At 70.8% G+C, this 16,528-nt stretch carries 16 protein-coding genes; 7 read left to right on the plus strand and 9 right to left on the minus strand.

Translation table 11 applies throughout. From position 1 onward, the window contains the following. The first annotated feature begins 172 nt into the window (after positions 1-172). Complete coding sequence (locus tag AB0C19_RS21045; RefSeq protein ID WP_238685567.1) at positions 173-1,540, plus strand: glycosyl hydrolase family 18 protein; 1,368 nt, start codon at positions 173-175, stop codon at positions 1,538-1,540. Between the two features lie 62 nt (positions 1,541-1,602). Here the strand turns inward: AB0C19_RS21045 and AB0C19_RS21050 are convergent, their stop codons facing one another. Then, positions 1,603-2,490, minus strand: coding sequence for a winged helix-turn-helix transcriptional regulator (locus tag AB0C19_RS21050; RefSeq protein WP_357187809.1), 888 nt, complete (start codon positions 2,488-2,490; stop codon positions 1,603-1,605). A 205-nt stretch (positions 2,491-2,695) separates the two neighbouring features. Next, positions 2,696-3,190, minus strand: coding sequence for a CAP family protein (locus AB0C19_RS21055; protein ID WP_357187811.1), 495 nt, complete (start codon positions 3,188-3,190; stop codon positions 2,696-2,698). Positions 3,191-3,723: 533 nt separating this feature from the next. On the opposite strand from AB0C19_RS21055, the gene AB0C19_RS21060 reads away from it, so the two are divergent. The 3 genes from AB0C19_RS21060 to AB0C19_RS21070 all read left to right on the plus strand — a co-directional run bounded on the left by AB0C19_RS21060 (position 3,724) and on the right by AB0C19_RS21070 (position 6,301). Further along, on the plus strand, positions 3,724-3,951 hold the full coding sequence (locus tag AB0C19_RS21060; RefSeq protein ID WP_357187813.1) for a hypothetical protein: 228 nt from the start codon (positions 3,724-3,726) through the stop codon (positions 3,949-3,951). A gap of 58 nt (positions 3,952-4,009) precedes the next feature. Further along, complete coding sequence (locus AB0C19_RS21065) at positions 4,010-4,966, plus strand: 5'-3' exonuclease (protein ID WP_357187815.1); 957 nt, start codon at positions 4,010-4,012, stop codon at positions 4,964-4,966. Between the two features lie 126 nt (positions 4,967-5,092). After that, complete coding sequence (locus tag AB0C19_RS21070; RefSeq protein ID WP_357187817.1) at positions 5,093-6,301, plus strand: low temperature requirement protein A; 1,209 nt, start codon at positions 5,093-5,095, stop codon at positions 6,299-6,301. 14 nt (positions 6,302-6,315) lie between these two features. Here AB0C19_RS21070 and AB0C19_RS21075 read toward each other — a convergent pair whose 3' ends face one another. Then, positions 6,316-7,074 carry an Asp/Glu racemase gene (locus tag AB0C19_RS21075; protein WP_357187819.1) on the minus strand — a complete coding sequence of 253 codons (759 nt, stop codon included), beginning with the start codon at positions 7,072-7,074 and terminating at the stop codon, positions 6,316-6,318. Beyond that, positions 7,071-7,898: a hypothetical protein gene (locus AB0C19_RS21080; RefSeq protein ID WP_357187821.1), complete on the minus strand. Its 828-nt coding sequence runs from the start codon at positions 7,896-7,898 to the stop codon at positions 7,071-7,073. Before AB0C19_RS21080 ends, AB0C19_RS21075 begins: the two co-directional genes overlap by 4 nt. 252 nt (positions 7,899-8,150) lie before the next feature. Between AB0C19_RS21080 and AB0C19_RS21085 the strand changes: the two genes are divergently transcribed. Continuing rightward, positions 8,151-8,357, plus strand: coding sequence for a hypothetical protein (locus tag AB0C19_RS21085; protein WP_007460667.1), 207 nt, complete (start codon positions 8,151-8,153; stop codon positions 8,355-8,357). Between the two features lie 78 nt (positions 8,358-8,435). On the opposite strand, the gene AB0C19_RS21090 is transcribed toward AB0C19_RS21085, so the two are convergent. Further along, positions 8,436-8,798 carry a helix-turn-helix domain-containing protein gene (locus AB0C19_RS21090; protein WP_357187824.1) on the minus strand — a complete coding sequence of 121 codons (363 nt, stop codon included), beginning with the start codon at positions 8,796-8,798 and terminating at the stop codon, positions 8,436-8,438. Between the two features lie 95 nt (positions 8,799-8,893). Between AB0C19_RS21090 and AB0C19_RS21095 the strand changes: the two genes are divergently transcribed. Together AB0C19_RS21095 and AB0C19_RS21100 are read left to right on the plus strand one after the other, a co-directional pair. Beyond that, positions 8,894-9,778 carry an NAD(P)-binding domain-containing protein gene (locus AB0C19_RS21095; RefSeq protein ID WP_357187826.1) on the plus strand — a complete coding sequence of 295 codons (885 nt, stop codon included), beginning with the start codon at positions 8,894-8,896 and terminating at the stop codon, positions 9,776-9,778. Between the two features lie 162 nt (positions 9,779-9,940). After that, positions 9,941-10,900, plus strand: a complete 960-nt coding sequence (locus AB0C19_RS21100) for a TIGR03557 family F420-dependent LLM class oxidoreductase (RefSeq protein ID WP_357187828.1) — start codon at positions 9,941-9,943, stop codon at positions 10,898-10,900. Between the two features lie 103 nt (positions 10,901-11,003). On the opposite strand, the gene AB0C19_RS21105 is transcribed toward AB0C19_RS21100, so the two are convergent. From AB0C19_RS21105 to AB0C19_RS21120, 4 genes are all read right to left on the minus strand, one after another. Next, positions 11,004-12,506 carry a hypothetical protein gene (locus AB0C19_RS21105; protein ID WP_357187830.1) on the minus strand — a complete coding sequence of 501 codons (1,503 nt, stop codon included), beginning with the start codon at positions 12,504-12,506 and terminating at the stop codon, positions 11,004-11,006. Positions 12,507-12,680: 174 nt separating this feature from the next. Continuing rightward, positions 12,681-14,777: an amino acid transporter gene (locus tag AB0C19_RS21110; protein WP_357187832.1), complete on the minus strand. Its 2,097-nt coding sequence runs from the start codon at positions 14,775-14,777 to the stop codon at positions 12,681-12,683. 87 nt (positions 14,778-14,864) lie between these two features. Then, complete coding sequence (locus AB0C19_RS21115; protein ID WP_357187834.1) at positions 14,865-15,266, minus strand: hypothetical protein; 402 nt, start codon at positions 15,264-15,266, stop codon at positions 14,865-14,867. Positions 15,267-15,640: 374 nt separating this feature from the next. Next, the gene (locus AB0C19_RS21120; protein WP_354942729.1) at positions 15,641-16,411 is read right to left on the minus strand and encodes a DUF5995 family protein; all 771 of its coding nucleotides are present in this window, start codon (positions 16,409-16,411) and stop codon (positions 15,641-15,643) included. Positions 16,412-16,528: the final 117 nt, after the last annotated feature.

Below are 16,528 nucleotides of genomic sequence, written 5' to 3' on the forward strand. Positions count from 1 at the left end.
CCCATATCGACACCGATCGTCGGAAAATCCATCGACGTTGATTGACGCGGACAGTTAACACTCTTTAAGATTTGGCTGCCTCGAGGCCCACCCGTCCCTGCGTCCCCGCACCCCCCGCCCGCGACAACCCTGCGCGGGCGGGTGTCGTCCCCCGCCCACGGGAAGGCCCCCGATGTCCTCACCACTGCGCCGCGCCCTCGCCGCCGGCCTGCTCGCGCTGGCCACTGCCGGTGCCACCCTCACCGTCACCAGCGCCCCCGCGCAGGCCGTCGTGCTGCCGAACAACTTCAAGAGCGTCGGCTACATGCCCTCCTGGGCCGGCAACATCAACACCATCCAGTACAACAAGCTCACCCACATCAACTACGCCTTCGTCCTGCCCAACAGCAACGGCACCCTGCAAGGGGTGGACGGGGCGCGGCTCTCCTCGCTGGTCTCCCAGGGGCACGCCAACAACGTCAAGGTCTCCATCGCCGTCGGCGGCTGGAACGACGGCAACGACTCGGCCTTCGAGACACTCGCCGCCAACGCCACCAGCCGCACGAACTTCGTCAACAATCTGATCAACTTCGTCAACCAGTACAACCTCGACGGCGTCGACATGGACTGGGAGTACCCGGACCCGGGCGCCTCGGCCAACAACTACACGGCGCTCATGACGCAGCTCAGCAGCGCCCTGCACAGTCGCGGCAAGCTGCTCACCGCCGCCGTGGTCAGCGAGGGCGGCAGCGTCCAGGGCGTCCAGACGGCAGTGTTCAACCAGGTCGACTGGCTCAACATCATGGCGTACGACGGCGGCAGCCCACACGCCAACTACGACTGGTCGATCAACAGCATCAACCTGTGGAAGGCCCGCGGCCTGCCGGCCAGCAAGGCCGTCCTCGGCATCCCGTTCTACAGCCGCCCCGTCTACTACAACTACTCGTACCTGGTCGGACTCGACCCGGCGAACGCCAACCGGGACTGCGCCACCATCGGCGGCAGCCAGCAGTGCTGGAACGGCATTCCGACGGTCAAGCGCAAGACGCAGTGGGCCCTCGCAAACGCCGGCGGCGTGATGAACTGGGAGCTGTCGCAGGACACCAGCGGCTCGACCTCACTGCTCAGCGCCATGTACGACACCATCATGGGCGGCACCACCCCGCCGCCGACCGGTCGCACCGGTCAGATCACCGGGATCGCCGGCAAGTGCGTCGACGTGGCCTCGGCGAGCACCGCCAACGGCGCCGCCGTCCAGCTCTGGGGCTGCAACGGCACCAACGCGCAGACCTGGACCGTGGCCAGCGACAGCACGCTGCGCGCCCTCGGCAAGTGCGCCGACATCACCAGCGGCTCCACCGCCAACGGCGCGAAGGTCCAACTCTGGGACTGCAACGGCAGCGGCGCGCAGGTCTGGCAGGCGCAGTCCAACGGCACGCTGCGCAACCCGCAGTCGAACAAGTGCCTCGACGCCAGTGACAACAGCTCCGCCGACGGCACCCGGTTGCAGATCTGGGACTGCTTCGCCGGCGCCAACCAGCGCTGGACGCTCCCGGCCTGACGCTGGCGCCCGCAGGGCCCCGGACCAGCCGGCTCGTAGGGCCCCCGGTCGACGCGAAGGCGTCAGCCGGGGGCCCCTGCGTGCTCACCGACCACCGCGAGCATCTCCTGCACCGAGCCGGCCGGGTCGGTGACCGGGAACTGCACGGCCCGCACCACCGCCGTCGGGTCGACCAGCAGGGTCAGCCGCTTGAACCGGGTCACCCCGCCCGCGCGGAACACCGGCAGCAGCAGTCCCGCCCCCAGTCGACCGTCCTGATCGGACAGCAACGGAAACGGCAGTTCGGCGTACGCGGCGAAGTCGGCGAGCTGGTCGGGCCGCTGAGTGCTGATGCCGTACACCCGGACACCGGCGGTCACGAAGTCCGGATGACGCTCGGCGTAGGTGGTCGACTCCAGGGTGCACCCACGGGCGCCGGGGATCTCCGCCCAGCCGGGCGGGTAGCCGTGCGTCCCCGGCGCGTACGCCCCGGGGAACAGGTAGAGGACCGTCCACGCACCCGTCGCGGCCACCGCCACCGGTTGCCCGGCGGCGGCGGTCAGGACGACATCGGGCAACCGTCGGCCGACCAGGTCGTGCACGCGGCGCGCCTCGGCCGAGCCGGCGTCGGCCGTCGCGGTCACGTCACCGTCACCCATCAGATGCCTCGTCCCCCACTCCTGCAGCGCGATCAGCACCGGCAACAGCCCCTCGCCCCTCGCGGTGAGCAGGTAGTCGTAGCGCGGCGGGTGTCGTGAGTACGGTCGGCGCTCCAGCACACCGTGCTCGACAAGCGCGCCGAGGCGCTCTGTCAGCGCCCGCCGACTGACACCCAGCTCGCGTTGCAGCCCGTCGAAGCGGGTCGTCCCGCCGGCGACGTCACGCACGATGAGGAACGTCCACCAGTCCCCCAGTACGCCGAGCGCCTGCGCGATGCCGCAGTCCGCATCGGCGAGATCCTCTCGCCGCACCGGCTACCTCCATTGGTCCCGTCCGACTATAGTCCGTTCCAGATTGGAACGCGCCGGCTTGACGAACGGGGGACGGCGACATTCCCGTCGACGAACGGGCCGGGGCGGGGCGGGCATACCCGTCGCCTCGGCCCTGAGGGCGGTTCGGGGGCAGCCCCGGGGGGCGCACCGGTCACCACCGGTACGCCCCCCGGGGGTCGGCGTCTCAGCTCGCGGACGTCACGTTCATCACGTACTGGCCTCCCATGTTTCCGGGCGGCGAGAAGTTGGCCACGATGTAGGTCTCCCACCATTTCGTGCCCTGGCCGGCGACCCGCCCCACGCCCAGCTTCGTGGTGTTCTTCCAGACCAGCGCGGTGAAGTGCCCGATGGCCTTCGTGGAGTCGATGGCCTTCCCCGTGGCGAAGTCGTAGTTGCTGATCTCGCTGTACCAGGAGTCGACGGCAGCGGTCCCGGAGCCTGCCGTCGGGCCAGTCGAGGCGCCCGCCCACGACCCGTTCTCACCGGTGTCCGGTCGCAGACCCTCGTGGGTGAGATTGCCCTTCTCGGCCATGAAGGACGCCCGCGACTTCGAGTACTCCACGAGCTCCAGGTCGAGGGTGAGCAACGACGATCCGTGCCGCGCCCGCAGTTCGTTGACCTTGCTCAGCACCTCTTGCAGGAACTCGTCGTTGGTTCGATCCGCGAATCCATCTCGCATGATGTGACACCTCTTCTGAAGAAGAACGGCGGAATGTCTGCCCCTGATGGGCGGCTCGGCCCTCGACGGCTGGCACAGCGGGTCGGATGGCCATCGACAGCCTTCCATCGACAGACAGGAAAGAGCCGTCACTGAAGGTGATGGATTGATGACAGAAGCGATAACACCGGCTCTCGCCGGTGAACCGATGCGGAGATGCCGCAGCGGGCCTGGCCGCACCGCCCCAGGTGGTGACCGGGGCACCCTGGCGTGGACGCACCGTCAGCGGCACGCGGTCTCAGACCCGAACGACATCAGCGGCGTGACAGAGAATTTCCTCTTCTCTGTCACAACGGCGATTTCACACCCCGCCGCCGACCGGTGCCGTTCGCTGACGACATCGACGCTACGTCGCCACCCGATTGCCCAGCTCGTCACGACTTCGGCACACCGGCCGGCAGGTGCTCCGCCTGCGTTTTCCGGCCCGGCGCGTCCCCGCGGCCCTAGCCTGGGATCGGGACGCCCGCGCGGGCGACCCGACCGGGAGGACCGACGTGGCAGGGAACCAGGCGAACCGGGCGGCGACCCGCCGTCGCCGCCAACTGTGGGCCGGGGTCCTCGCACTCGTCGGCCTGGTCCTGCTGGTCATCGGCGTCACCGTCGCCGACGGCGTCGCGGCCTGGGTCGAGGTGGTGGTAGCGATCCTGCTGCTGGTGACCAGCTACGTCGTGCAGCACCTGGCCCGGCGGGACACCGTCTACCGGCCCAACGAGCGACGCTGACACCACCAGCGGCCGGGCGTACGCCAGATCGTCGGACGGTTGTGCCAGGCTGTCCGGCGTGGCACACCGACCCCCGATCCTGCTGATCGACGCAGCCAGCCTCTACTTCCGCGCCTACTTCGGCATTCCGGAGTCCGCCGCCAAGGCCGAGGACGGCACCCCGGTCAACGCGGTGCGCGGCTTCCTCGACATGCTCGCCACCCTGATCCGGGTGCGGGGCGCCGACCGGATGATCTGCGCACTGGACTACGACTGGCGCCCGGCGTGGCGGGTCGACCTGCTGCCGTCGTACAAGGCGCACCGGGTCGCCCCGCAGGGCGGCGAGATCGTTCCGGACACCCTCTCCCCGCAGGTGCCGATGATCCTGGAGGTGCTGACCGCTGTGGGCATCACAGCGGTCGGCGCGACCGGCTACGAGGCGGACGACGTGCTCGGCACCCTCTCGGTGACCCAGCCCGGCCCGGTCGAGGTGGTCTCCGGCGACCGGGACCTGTTCCAACTCGTCGACGACGCCCGACCGGTCCGGCTGCTCTACGTCGGGCGCGGCGTCGCCAAGCTCGACGACTGCGACGACGCCGCCGTGCGGGCCCGCTACGGTGTGCCAGCCGACCGGTACGCCGACTTCGCCGCGCTGCGCGGCGACCCGAGCGACGGGTTGCCCGGGGTGGCCGGCGTCGGCGACAAGACCGCCGCCCGGCTGATCGAGCGGTACGGCAGCATCGCCGGCATCCTGGCCGCCCTCGACGACTCCGACTCGTCCTTCGCACCGGGCCTGCGCGCCAAGCTGGTCGCGGCACGCGACTACCTGGGCGTCGCGCCGACCGTGGTCCGGGTCGCCCTGGACGTGCCCCTGCCGGAGCTGCCCACCGCGCTGCCGAGCGCGCCGGCCGACCCGGACCGGCTGCTCGAGCTCGCCCAACGATGGAACCTGGCCGGCTCGGCCCGCCGCCTGGTTGACGCCCTCGCCGCCCCCCGTGGCGGCGAGAAGCCTTCGCCATCCCCGCAAGCGGGATAACCACCCGACACGACCCGGTCGGGGGACGAGCGGGCGAACGCGGAATCCCGCGTTCGCCCGCTCGTTACCGTCCGTAGAGGTGGATCGGACAGGTCCATCGAGTCGAGCGGTTCCGCAGGAGATCCCGTGCACCTCGCCGCGCCGCAGCCCGGATCGCCACGGGCCAGCGGTCCGCCGGTACGCGACCCGGAGGCCCCACGCCGGGTCACCCTCCTCGAACTCTTCTTCGACCTGGTGTACGTGGTCGCGCTGGCGCTCATCTCACGGGGAATGGTCGAGCAGCTCGACTGGCACCGCGCCGCCGAGGCACTGATCATGCTGGCCGCCGTCTGGTGGACCTGGACGATCACCACGCTGGTCACCGACCTGTACAACCCGGAACGCACCGAGATCAAGCTACTGATCAGCGCCGTGATGTTCGGCGCGCTGCTGATGACCACGGCAATCCCGGAGGCGTTCAACGACCGGGGGCTCGTCTTCGCCGGCACCTACGTGGCGATCCACCTCGGGCGTGGCCTGTTCCTGATGCCAGCGGTACGCCGCGAACCACAGACCCAGCGTCGGGCGGCCCGCATCTTCCTCTGGTTCGCGGTATCGGCGATCCCGTGGCTCATCGGCGCGTTCGTCAGCGGGGACGCCCGGATCGTGTGCTGGGCCATCGCGCTCGCCATCGACTACGTCGGCTTCCGCCTCGCGTACCCGGTGCCGGGGCTCGGGGTGGTGCCCGAGAAGCAGCGCAACGTCACAGCGGAGCATCTCTCCGAGCGCTACCAGCAGTTCTTCATCATCGCGCTCGGCGACGCCATCCTGACGATCGGCACCATGTTCAGCATGGAGCACAACGAGGCCGAGAACATCGGGGCCTTCGCTGTGGCGTTCCTGACCACGCTGCTGCTCTGGCGGATCTACGTACACAAGTCCGGCGAGTTGCTGCCGACCGCCATCCAGGCCGCCGAGTCGCCCAGCAAGTTCCTGTTCAGCGCCCCGTACACCCATCTGGTGATGATCGCCGGCGTGGTCACCACGGCGGCCGGCTTCCACCTGGTGCTGCACGAGCCGACCGGACGGACACCACCGGCCTGGCTGGCGGTGATCCTCGGCGGCCCGGCACTGTTCCTGGCCGGCCGTGCCGCCTTCGAGTACGAGGTCTTCAGCCGGGTGTCGTGGTCCCGACCCGGTGGGGTGCTGGCGCTGCTGACCATCGCGCCCGCCCTGCTCTACCTGCCGCCGGGCTTCGCCTCTCTCGGCGGGCTGCTGGTGCTGGCGGGCGTCGCCTACGCGGACTTCCGGCGCAGCCACGGCAAGCCGCCGGAGAAGCCCTCACCGCCGCACTGAACCACGCCCGCCACTCACCGCGGAATCGGGCCGGCCAGCAGCCGACCTGCGTCGGGCACGTACGGCTCGACACCCAGACCGCTGAGCAGTTGATGCACTGTCGCCGTCGCCGCGGTGAGCACCGGGCGGCCGAGACGGGCCTCCACCAGCGGCACGGCCGCCAACGACGGCAGCTGCACACAGGCGGAGAGGACCACTGCGTCCACGCCGGTCACGTCCAGACGACCGGCCAGCTCGACCAGCCGCTCCGCGGGGATGCGCCCGACCGCCACGTTGTCCGGCTCGCAGAGGCTCACCGCGTCGGTCACCTGCACGCCGTACGCGGCGAGGTAGGCGACGACGGTGGCTGTCAACGGCGGCAGGTACGGCGCGATCAGTGCCACCCGCCGGGCACCCAACGCCCGCAGCCCCGCGACCAGCGCGCCGGCACTGGTCACCACCGGCATGTCGTGCCCGGCGCGACCGGCCGCGCGGCCCAACCGCCGCTCGGCCCGCTCGTGCGCGCCGGCGCCCTCGCACATCACCGCCACCAGACAGGCGTACGCGAGCACGTCGCAGCGGGCGTCGGCCAATTCCGCGGCACACCGCAGGGCAGAGCGGTTCATCCGGGCCAACTCGTCGGCGGTCACCTGACGCAGCCGTACCCGACTGGCGTGGGTGGTGAAGCGGACCGTCGGATCGACGACCTCACGTCGGCGCAGCATCGCCGGGATCTCGGTCTCCATCGTGGTGTTGGAACTGGGCACCACCAGGCCGATGCGATAGCCGCTCACACCAGTGCCCCGGCGTACCCCCGGACCTGCAATCGTTCCCGGGCACCTCCGGCCAGGCGCACCTGGAGACCGAGCGGCGCGGCTGCGCGGCGGACATCGTCCAGGTGCAGCGAGCCGTGCCGGTCCACGGTGAGCACCGGCGGTTCTTCGAGGTCACCCTCGGGCGCGTGGAACGAGAGCAGGGTGACCGAGGTGGTGAGGTAGCCCGGGTACGCGGCGCGGGCCGCAGCCTCGTCCCGATGGACCAGCACCACCAGATCGTCGAGGTGGGCGAAGTCGGCGGCGAGGGCGCCCGCCTTCCAGTGCGCCGGTTCCTCCGCCGCTCCGGTGAGATGCCGGGACCGGTTCGCCGAGGTGATGTAGAGGTGATCCGTTCCAGTCTCGGCGAGCGCCCGCTCGAAGAACGCGTTGGACGGGCAGGTCAGCCCCGGTGCGATCACCTGGGTGGTCCGCATCCCCTGGTCGATCTGGGTGAGGTGCTCGGGGAGCCGATCCGCCGCGGGCCCGCGGAAGCCGAACGGCCCCGCCCCGTAGAGGGCGTCCATCAGCGCCCGCACCCGACCGACCGGCAACCGCGGCGAGATCCGCGTCCAGTCGAACATCCCGGGGATCCGGCCGATCGCTGTGGTGATGCTGCCGACCTGGTGGACAGGTCGGCCCTTGGCCAGGTTGACCCGGCGCACGGTGGCCGCGTCGGGACGCGTCACGATGACGTAGAAGTTGGCGAACGCCGCCGCGACGATCGCGCCGCCAGCAAGCGCGCGGGCCGCGACCGCGACGTCCTCGGGGCGGTCGATATAGAGGGGCGGTGTCGGGGCGTCCATGAGTCCTCCTCGGCGGGGCCGTGAGGCAGTTCTACGTCCACCCACCCGGATGACGGCAAGGTCGGTCGCCGATCCGATAGCCGACAGGCGCTACCCGGTGCGGGCGGCGGATGCCCGGGCGGTACACAACGGCGGACGGCATCGGCCGGATGGGGGATCCGCGGGGGGTCGTCGCGCGCAACCGTTAGCCGCGCGACCCGATTGGGTACAACGGCTGCACCTCAGATCCACCACATACCTCAGGAGGCAGCGATGCGCGGCACCTCGATTCTCGGAGTCATCGTCGTGATCTGGTTGGTGATCGGCGCCATCGCCGGTGGCCAGCGCGGTTATTACAGCGGCGACGACACCAACTGCGCCGAGGCCGGCACCATCCTGGTCACCATCGTGGCCGGGCCGTTGAACTACATCGGCGCCAACCCGAAGGTCGACTGCAAGCTGCCCGAGCCTTCCAAGTAGACGACAGACGTATCCCGGCCCGTGCCCCCACTGCGGAGGCACGGGCCGAGGCGGTTTCGGCGAGGTCGCTCGGGAGCACTAGCCCGTCTCCTCCCCCGACCGTCGAACGGTCGACCGGTCGCGTCCCCAGGCGGCCAGTGGCTCGAGGGCGTCGTTGAGGCGCGTGCCGTCCTCGGTCAACGAGTACTCGACGCGGGGCGGCACCTCGTCGTAGGAGGCGCGGTGCACGACGCCGTCCGCCTCCATCTCCCGTAGGTGGGAGGCCAGCACCTTCTCGGTGATCCCCGGAAGCAGTCGACGCAGCTCGCCGAAGCGACGCAGGGGGTGCTCGTGGAGTGCCCAGAGGATCAGCACCTTCCACTTGCCGCCGATCACCTCCATCGCGGTGTCGATACCGCAGATGTGTCCGTCCGCGGTGCCCGGCCGGTTCACCGTCGCCATACCCACCCCTCCGACGTGCTCGCTCACTCCCGGGTAACCACGCACTCCGAAGTGCGTACTTGATCACCTGGGGGCCGATGACCAGCCTAATCAGCATGGAACAACAGAACACTGTGGAGAAGCCCCGCGTCACGATGCTGGGGCTCGGCGCAATGGGTACCGCGCTGTCCCGCGCCTGGCTTGCCGCCGGCTACCCGCTCACCGCCTGGAACCGCACTCCGGCCCGCGCGACAGCGCTCGCGTCCGACGGGGCGAGGGTCGCGGGCAGCGCCGCTGAGGCGGTCGCGGCGAGCACCCTGGTCGTCGTCTGCCTGTTGGACGACAGCTCGGTCGACGAGGTGCTGGCTGGTGTCGACCTGGTCGGCCGGGATCTGGTCAACCTGACCACCAGTACCCCTGCCCAGGCCCGCGCCCGCGCGGCCTGGGCCCGCAGCCGCGGCGCCCGCTACCTGGACGGTGGAATCATGGCTGTCCCGCCGATGGTCGGCGTGCCGGAGGCCGGCGGCTACGTCTTCTACAGCGGCTCGCCAGCGCTGTTCGAACGGCACCGGGAGACGCTGGGCGTCCCGGTCGGCACCACCTACGTCGGCGAGGACGCGGGCTTCGCGGCCCTGCACGACGTGGCTCTGCTCAGCGCCATGTACGGAATGTTCGCCGGGGCCGCGCACGCCTTCGCCCTGATCCGTCGGGAGGACATCGACCCGGCGGCGCTCGCCCCACTGCTCGCCGACTGGCTCGTCGCGATGGTCCCGGCGGTGCACCAGACAGCCGACCAACTGCGCAGCGGGGACTACACCACTGGCGTCGTCTCCCCTCTCGCCATGCAGGTGGCCGGCACGCCGACCTTTCTGCGCACCGCCGAGCAGCAGGGCGTCAGCCCCGAACTGCTCCGCCCCTACTTCGACCTGATGCGCCGCCGCCTGGCGGAGGGCGGTGGCGAGGAGGACCTGACGGGCGTCATTGATCTGCTGGTGCGCTGAGCGATGTCCGGCGGCTGGATGTTGTCCTTCATGCCTGACGTCGACCTCCGCACACCGCCTTAGGCATCCTAGGAGGCTGGTTTGCAGCCCGTCGGCGTTTGTCCGCGCCGGGGCCGGGAACCGCCGATGCCTCAGTCAGCGAACGGGATCGGGAGTGTGGGCATGCAGATCGGCTACAAGCTGGCCGCAGAGGGGTACGGCCCGCAGGAGATCATCCGGCAGGCCGTCCTGGCCGAGCGAGCCGGCTTCGACTTCGTCGAGATGAGCGACCACTTCCACCCGTGGCTGGACGCTCAGGGGCACTCGTCCTTCACCTGGAGCGTGCTCGGCGCCATCGCGGCCAAGACCAGCACCCTGCGCCTGGCCACCGGGGTCACCTGCCCGACCGTCCGCTACCACCCGGCGATCATCGCACAGGCCGCAGCGACCATGGCGCTGATCTCCGACGGCCGGTTCACCCTCGGGGTGGGCGCCGGAGAGCGGCTCAACGAGCACGTCGTCGGGCAGGGCTTCCCCAGCGTGCGGGGGCGACACGAGCGACTGCGCGAGGCGCTGGAGATCGTCCGGCTGCTCTGGCAGGGCGGCTACCAGTCGTACGAGGGCCGGCACCTGCAACTGGAGGACGCCCGGATCTTCGATCTGCCGGACACCCTGCCCGTGATCGCGGTGGCGGCCAGCGGTGAGGTGTCGGCGCGGCTCGCCGCCGAGTTGGGCGACGGCCTGTTCGCCACCGAGCCGGACGCGTCGATCGTCGAGCACTACCGACGCGCCCAGGGTTCGGGCCCGCGCTACGCCGAGGTGCCACTGGCCTGGGCCACCGACGAGCACCAGGCGGTGCAGGCGGTGTTGCAGACGAGCCGATGGATGGTCACCGGCTGGAAGGTGATGAGCGAACTGCCGAACCCGGTCAACTTCGACGCGGCCAGCGCGTACGTCGAGGAGAAGCACATCCGGCAGCTCTTCGCCATCGGCCCGGACCCGGAACCCCACGTCGCCAAGGTCCGGTCGTACGTCGAGGCCGGCTTCGACCACATCGTCCTGCAGAACGCCGGCCCCGACCCGGACGGCTTCCTCGACTTCTTCGCCGGCGACCTCTCCGGCCGGTTGCGCGCGATGGGTTGACGCCGTGACGAGGAGCAGGACGGTGCACCGCCCGTCCGGACGATCGTCCGGACGGGCGGTGCACACAGGATGAACGCGCTCGGGATGGTGCGCGGGTCGACGCTCAGCGGAAGCAGTGCGCGATCGGCACCTGGCTGCCCTCGCAGTTGGTCGGCTCGTTCTCGACCACCACGCTCTCATCGTCGATCTTGACCTGGGCGTGCATGCCGAAGATGCCGCCGGGCTTCACCGTCGACGCGTTGTGGGTGATCTTGCTGGTGTAGATCGCCACCGAGCCCGCGCTGGCGTAGATGCCCCCGCCCTGGGACGCGGCGCCGACAGCCTCGTTACGGGTCACGTCGCTGCCGCGGACCAGCAGATTCGCCTTGTCGGAGTAGATGCCGGCTCCGAGGCCGTGGGTGGTGTTGCCGTCGATCACGCTGTCGTCGATCGGCGTCAGGCCCTTCACCGTCGAGACGCCGCCGCCGTTGACTGTGGACGTGTTGCCGCGGATGGTCATCGTGCGCATCACCAGCACCGCGTCGGAGTTGGCGGCACCGCCGCCGACCTGCGCTGTGTTGTCCAGCAGCTCGGTGTCGGAGACCTTCGTCCGGGCCGAGAAGCTGGCCAGCCCGCCACCCTGGCCGGCGCTGTTCTGGGTGAAGGAGGCGCTCTCCACCTCGGCGGCACCACGGTAGTTGCCCAGCCCGCCGCCGTAGGCGTTGGCGCTGTTGCGGTGGAACTCCGAGCGCTTCAGCGTCAGCACGCCGCCGTTGAGCAGGCCCCCGCCCTTGCCCGCGGCGCCGGAGGCGCTGTTGCCGACGAACGTGGAGTCGGTGACCACCATGTTGCCGTCGTTGAAGATGCCGCCGCCACCCCCCTCGGGCGACAGCGAGGTGCTCTGCGTGACGGTGACACGTTCCACAACGGCGGTGGCGCCGTGCACCACGTGCACGCTGCCGCCCTCGATGGCCGAGCGGCCGTTGTGCAGTTCCACGTCGCGCAGGGTCAGCTCGCCGCCGTCGCGGACGGTGAAGAAGCGGAACGAGGCGGCCTGGGCGGCCCGGGCGATGGTGGCGCCCGCGCCGTCGACAGTGATCGGCTGGTAGATCACCGGCAGGCCGGCGGTGTCGTCGGCCGGGTTGTGTGGCGGCGCCTCGGCGTCGCCGGGTGTCTCGGCGGCGTCGGCGGCTTCCCGGGCGTCACGGATCCCGCCGTCGTACTGGTCGGTCTCGTGGAACGCCTCGGTGAGGGTGTAGCGGCACTTGGGCGCGAGGCGGAGTTCGCCGCCGCCCTCGGCGTTGGCAGTGACCAGCGCCGCCACCAGCTTCGCGGCGTCGCACGGCACCGACACGACGCCCCGCTTGCCGGTGCCCGGGGTGGTCGGGCGGGCCCGCTCCGCGTCGTCCTGGCCGGGCTGCGTACCCCGCCGGTCGCCGTCGCGGCGGTCGTCGTCGGCTGCCGGGGTCAGCCGGGCCAGTCCGGGGAGGGTGAGGGCGCGGTCGGCGGCGGCGGCCGCGCCGGCCGCTCCCACGACCAGGCTCCCCGCCAGCAAGCCGCTGGCTAGGAACCATCGGGAGCGCCGTCTGGGTCGGGTCGCGCGGTCTCCCTCTCGGTACGTGGACATCAACGGTGCCTACCTTCCTGCGTACGTGACGTGGCCGCGCGCCGATTCGGGCGCGGGGGGCTCGACGTGTTCGCCGGCTACCAAACGTCACGATAGGTCCGCAATACGGACAGGAAGGCGTGAACGTGAAGAGTGCACTCTTTCATCTTCAAAGCTGTCAGAGCAGCATCGAGGTCACCCGCCCACGTGGATGCCGGGCCGGCGCAGCGGGTCCCGTTCGGTCCGTCGGATGATCTCCCGCACCACCGGCGGGGTGTCCCCCCGGCCCAGGATGAGGTAGCGCGCCAGGTGCGCGATCGGGCTGCCCTCCGACCACTCGAAGTGCGCGTGCGGCCGGACCCCGGTGGCGTCCCGCAGGGCCAGCAGGATCGCGGCGATCGCGTTCGGCGCGGCCGGGCTGTTGGCTCGCAGCACCCGGAAGCCGCCCACCTCGATCCCGTGCACGCGCAGCACCTGACTGAACTCCGACGGATCGACCACATCGATCTCCAGGAACAGCACGTCCGCGGCCCCGGGCACCGGGTTCATCCCGCGCTGCGCCCGCTCCTTGAGCGTGTACTCCTTCACCGACCCCTTCTGCCGCTTGTTCGCGATCAGGTGCAGCTGCCCGTCGTGCGCCAGCGACTCGGTGATGAACCGACGGGCCGCCTCGTCGAACTCGATCCGCTCGGCGCGCAGCTCGGTGGTCCGGGTGACCCGGGAGACCAACGAGACCACGATGATGCCGAGGATGAACAGCGCGGAGATCGTGATGCCGTCCGGCTGTTCGATGACGTTCTCCAGCAGCGCGTACAGCAGCACCAGGGTCAGCGCTGTGAAGCCGATCGCGGAGCCACGCCGCTGGTGACGGGCCGCGGAGATCGTCACCGCCACCGCCCCGGACACCATCATGGCCAGGATCCCGGTGGCGTACGCCCCGGCCTGGGCGTTGACGTCGGCGCGGAAGGCGATCGTGATGGCGACGCTGACGACGGTGTAGACGATCACCACGGGGCGTACCGCCCGCGCCCACTCCGGCGCCATGCCGTACGACGGCAGGTAGCGCGGCACGATGTTGATCAGCCCGGCCATCGCCGAGGCGCCGGCGAACCACAGGATGAGCACGCTGCTCACGTCGTAGACGCTGCCGAACACCTCCCCCAGGTAGGCGTGCGCCAGGAACGCCAGCGCGCGTCCGTTCGCGCCGCCGCCCGGCCGGAACTCCTCCGCCGGAATGAGCGCAGTGGTCACGAAGGTCGTCGAGATCAGGTACACCGACATGATCAGCGCAGCGGTGGTGAGCAGCCGGCGCGTGTTGCGGATCCGGGCGGCAAGGCGGGCCTGCTTGTCCGGGCCGTCGGCCGCCACCAGGGGCATCATGCTGACCCCGGTCTCGAAACCGGACAGCCCCAGCACCAGCAGCGGGAACGCCAACACGGCGGTGAACAGCACCTGGCCGGGTCCGCCACCGGTCGAGGTCACCGCGGCCATCCAGTTCGACACGATGCCCGGATCCTCGACGATCCGGGCCACCGCGACCACGACGATCACCGCGTTGAGCACCAGGAAGACCGCGACCAGCGGGATGGCCACCACCACCGCCTCGCGGAACCCGAGCAGGAACACCCCGCCGAGGATGAGCAGCAGCACCACGGTCACCACCACCGGCACCAGGGACCCGTGCAGGACGTCCGGCAGGTACGGGTTCTCCAGCAGGTGCACTGTGGCGTCGGCCGAGGAGAGGGTGATCGTGATGATCCAGGAGGTGGCCACGAAGCCGAGCAGCACGAGGACGAAGATCTTGCCCCGCCAGAACGGCAACAACCGCTCCAACATCGCCACCGAACCCTGACCGTGCGGGCTCTCGTGGGCCACCCGCCGGTACATCGGCAGCATGCCGAACAGGGTGAGCACGACGATCAACAGGGTCGCCAACGGGGAGAGCGCCCCGGCCGCCACCGCAGCGATGCCCGGCAGGTACGACAGCGTGGAGAAGTAGTCCACGCCGGTCAGGCACATCACCTGCCACCAGGCGTGCCGACGGTTCTGTCCCTCGGTCGCCTCGGGGCCGGGCGGTTGCACCTGGTGCTGAAAGAGCCACCGGCGCAGCGGGCTGGCCGGCGGCGCCGAGCGGGTCGGGGTGGCCACGCGGTCGGGCACCACGACACCCTGCCGGCCGCCCCGGTGTGGGCGCGCCGGATCGCGGGCCGCCCGCAGCGCCGGGTCCGGCCCGCTCGGCGCGTGGCGGCGCCCGCTCCAGCGCCGTGGTTTCGCCCGGTGCTCGTCAGCCATCGCCAGTCCCACCCTCACAGGTCCTGATCTGACGGTAGGCGGTGCCCCGCCGCCCGATCGGCGGAACCGGGCACCTGTTCGGCCTGCTCAGGACAGGTCCGCGACGGCGAGCAGCCGGGCCAGCGCGGGCGGGTCGGCGACTGTCACAGTGGCCGCCGGGTGCCGGGGCCGCCCCCCGGGCACCAGCGCCGCCACCGGTACGCCGAAGCGCAGGCAGATCCCGCCGGCCGCACTGCTGCCGAAGGTCGCCCCGCCGTCGGCCAGCGACAGGTGCGGACCAATCGCCCGCCACCAGCGGTACGGCCCGCTCAGCTCGACGGCGGTGACGTTGTCCCGGTCGGTCCGCAGCCGCCACGGCCCGTACCGGATCATCAGGTCCCGTTCGGTGACGGCGACCCAGGCCGTCGCCGGGCGGACCCCCAGCAGCGCCAGCACCGGGCGGAAGACCGGATCGAAGCGGAACGGGAAACGGGCCACGGCGCCGGTCATCGGGCGCCGGGCCGAGCGGTGGGTCGCGACACCGGGCCGCCCGGCCGCAGGGGGCCGGGCCGCGCGGGCCGGGGGCGGGCGGCGGGCCGACGCCGGGCCAGGACGGTCATGGCGCGGGCGTACCCGATCCGAGCCCGCCGACACCCCCGGATCCACACGCCGTCGGCGTGACCCCCGTTCGGCGCTCCCCCACCGCCGGCCGACACCCCCCGGGCCGGCCGACGGTGGCAGACGGTCGACACCCCCCGGGCCGACCGGCTGTCCCCTGCGTGACCGACCCGACCTCGGGCGGCCACGCGGGGTGGAACTGGTGGGACGCGCCCCCGCGCTCCGCCGCCCCCCACGGGGCGGAGCGCGGAGGCCCCCCGTCCCGGCTACTGCAGGAACGCCCCGAGGGGCGAGAGCAGCAACCGGCCGAGCGCCGCGGCGTTGTCGTCCAACCGCGTGCGCTCACACTCGCGGGCGTCCGGATCGTGCCGGCACCGCCAGATCTTCTGCGCGTTACGCCAGGCGACATCGCGGGTGTACTCGACCAGTTCCCCCTGGTACCAGTCGTCGATGTCGCCGTTGAGCATGTCGATGAGCAGCTGCCACCGCTCCAGGTAGCCCCGGCGTAGGCCGGGGATCTTGTCCGCGAAGATGTTGTTGATCTCGAGGTAGTCGTGGTGCTGGTCGCTGCCGTCAACCGGCTCCGACTCCAGGTGATCGAACGTGGTCACCAGGGCGAACGGCAGGTCGAAGTTGATGTGCGCGTTCACCCCGGCCGCCGCCGACGGCAGCGGCCGGGCATCCGGCCCCTGCATCCGCTCGAAGAGGCACGACCACGCCTTCGGGGTGCCGGGGCTGGAGTCGGTCCACAGCCGCATCGCGTCGAAGTACCGGGCGGCGAACTCGACGTCGAGCCGGGAGAGGAAGACCGGGTCGACGAAGCGGTCGTCGTACAGCCCGTCCAGCACGCTGCTGGTGATGGTCAGGTAGAGCTTGTTGAAGTCAGCGAGGGGGCAACTGGCTTCCAACGGTGGCAACCGGACCAGCATGTCCTGGAGCTTGGTCAGATGATCGACCACGGCCGGCACGTCCGCGGGATGATCGGCGAGCAGGTCGACGATGTCCCGGTGCACGGGCCCCCAGACCGGTTCGATCATTTCTCCTCCATTGTGGTCGGCGGCATCCCCCGTGCCGTCGTCGACGCGGCCCAGCCTCTCAGCCGACACCGGGCCGCCGGATCAGTAAAACGACGTATCCCGGCGCGCACACGCGCC

The organism is Micromonospora sp. NPDC048842 (genome assembly GCF_040649935.1).
GTDB classification, from domain to species: domain Bacteria; phylum Actinomycetota; class Actinomycetes; order Mycobacteriales; family Micromonosporaceae; genus Micromonospora; species Micromonospora hortensis.

Bases quoted from the DNA above. Each gene is read 5' to 3' on its own strand.
- AB0C19_RS21045 (WP_238685567.1), top strand. From the start codon at position 173: ATGTCCTCACCACTGCGCCGCGCCCTCGCCGCCGGCCTGCTCGCGCTG.
- AB0C19_RS21055 (WP_357187811.1), bottom strand. From the start codon at position 3,190: ATGCGAGATGGATTCGCGGATCGAACCAACGACGAGTTCCTGCAAGAG.
- AB0C19_RS21080 (WP_357187821.1), bottom strand. From the start codon at position 7,898: ATGGACGCCCCGACACCGCCCCTCTATATCGACCGCCCCGAGGACGTC.
- AB0C19_RS21085 (WP_007460667.1), top strand. From the start codon at position 8,151: ATGCGCGGCACCTCGATTCTCGGAGTCATCGTCGTGATCTGGTTGGTG.
- AB0C19_RS21090 (WP_357187824.1), bottom strand. From the start codon at position 8,798: ATGGCGACGGTGAACCGGCCGGGCACCGCGGACGGACACATCTGCGGT.
- AB0C19_RS21095 (WP_357187826.1), top strand. From the start codon at position 8,894: ATGGAACAACAGAACACTGTGGAGAAGCCCCGCGTCACGATGCTGGGG.
- AB0C19_RS21100 (WP_357187828.1), top strand. From the start codon at position 9,941: ATGCAGATCGGCTACAAGCTGGCCGCAGAGGGGTACGGCCCGCAGGAG.
- AB0C19_RS21105 (WP_357187830.1), bottom strand. From the start codon at position 12,506: ATGTCCACGTACCGAGAGGGAGACCGCGCGACCCGACCCAGACGGCGC.
- AB0C19_RS21110 (WP_357187832.1), bottom strand. From the start codon at position 14,777: ATGGCTGACGAGCACCGGGCGAAACCACGGCGCTGGAGCGGGCGCCGC.
- AB0C19_RS21115 (WP_357187834.1), bottom strand. From the start codon at position 15,266: ATGACCGGCGCCGTGGCCCGTTTCCCGTTCCGCTTCGATCCGGTCTTC.
- AB0C19_RS21120 (WP_354942729.1), bottom strand. From the start codon at position 16,411: ATGATCGAACCGGTCTGGGGGCCCGTGCACCGGGACATCGTCGACCTG.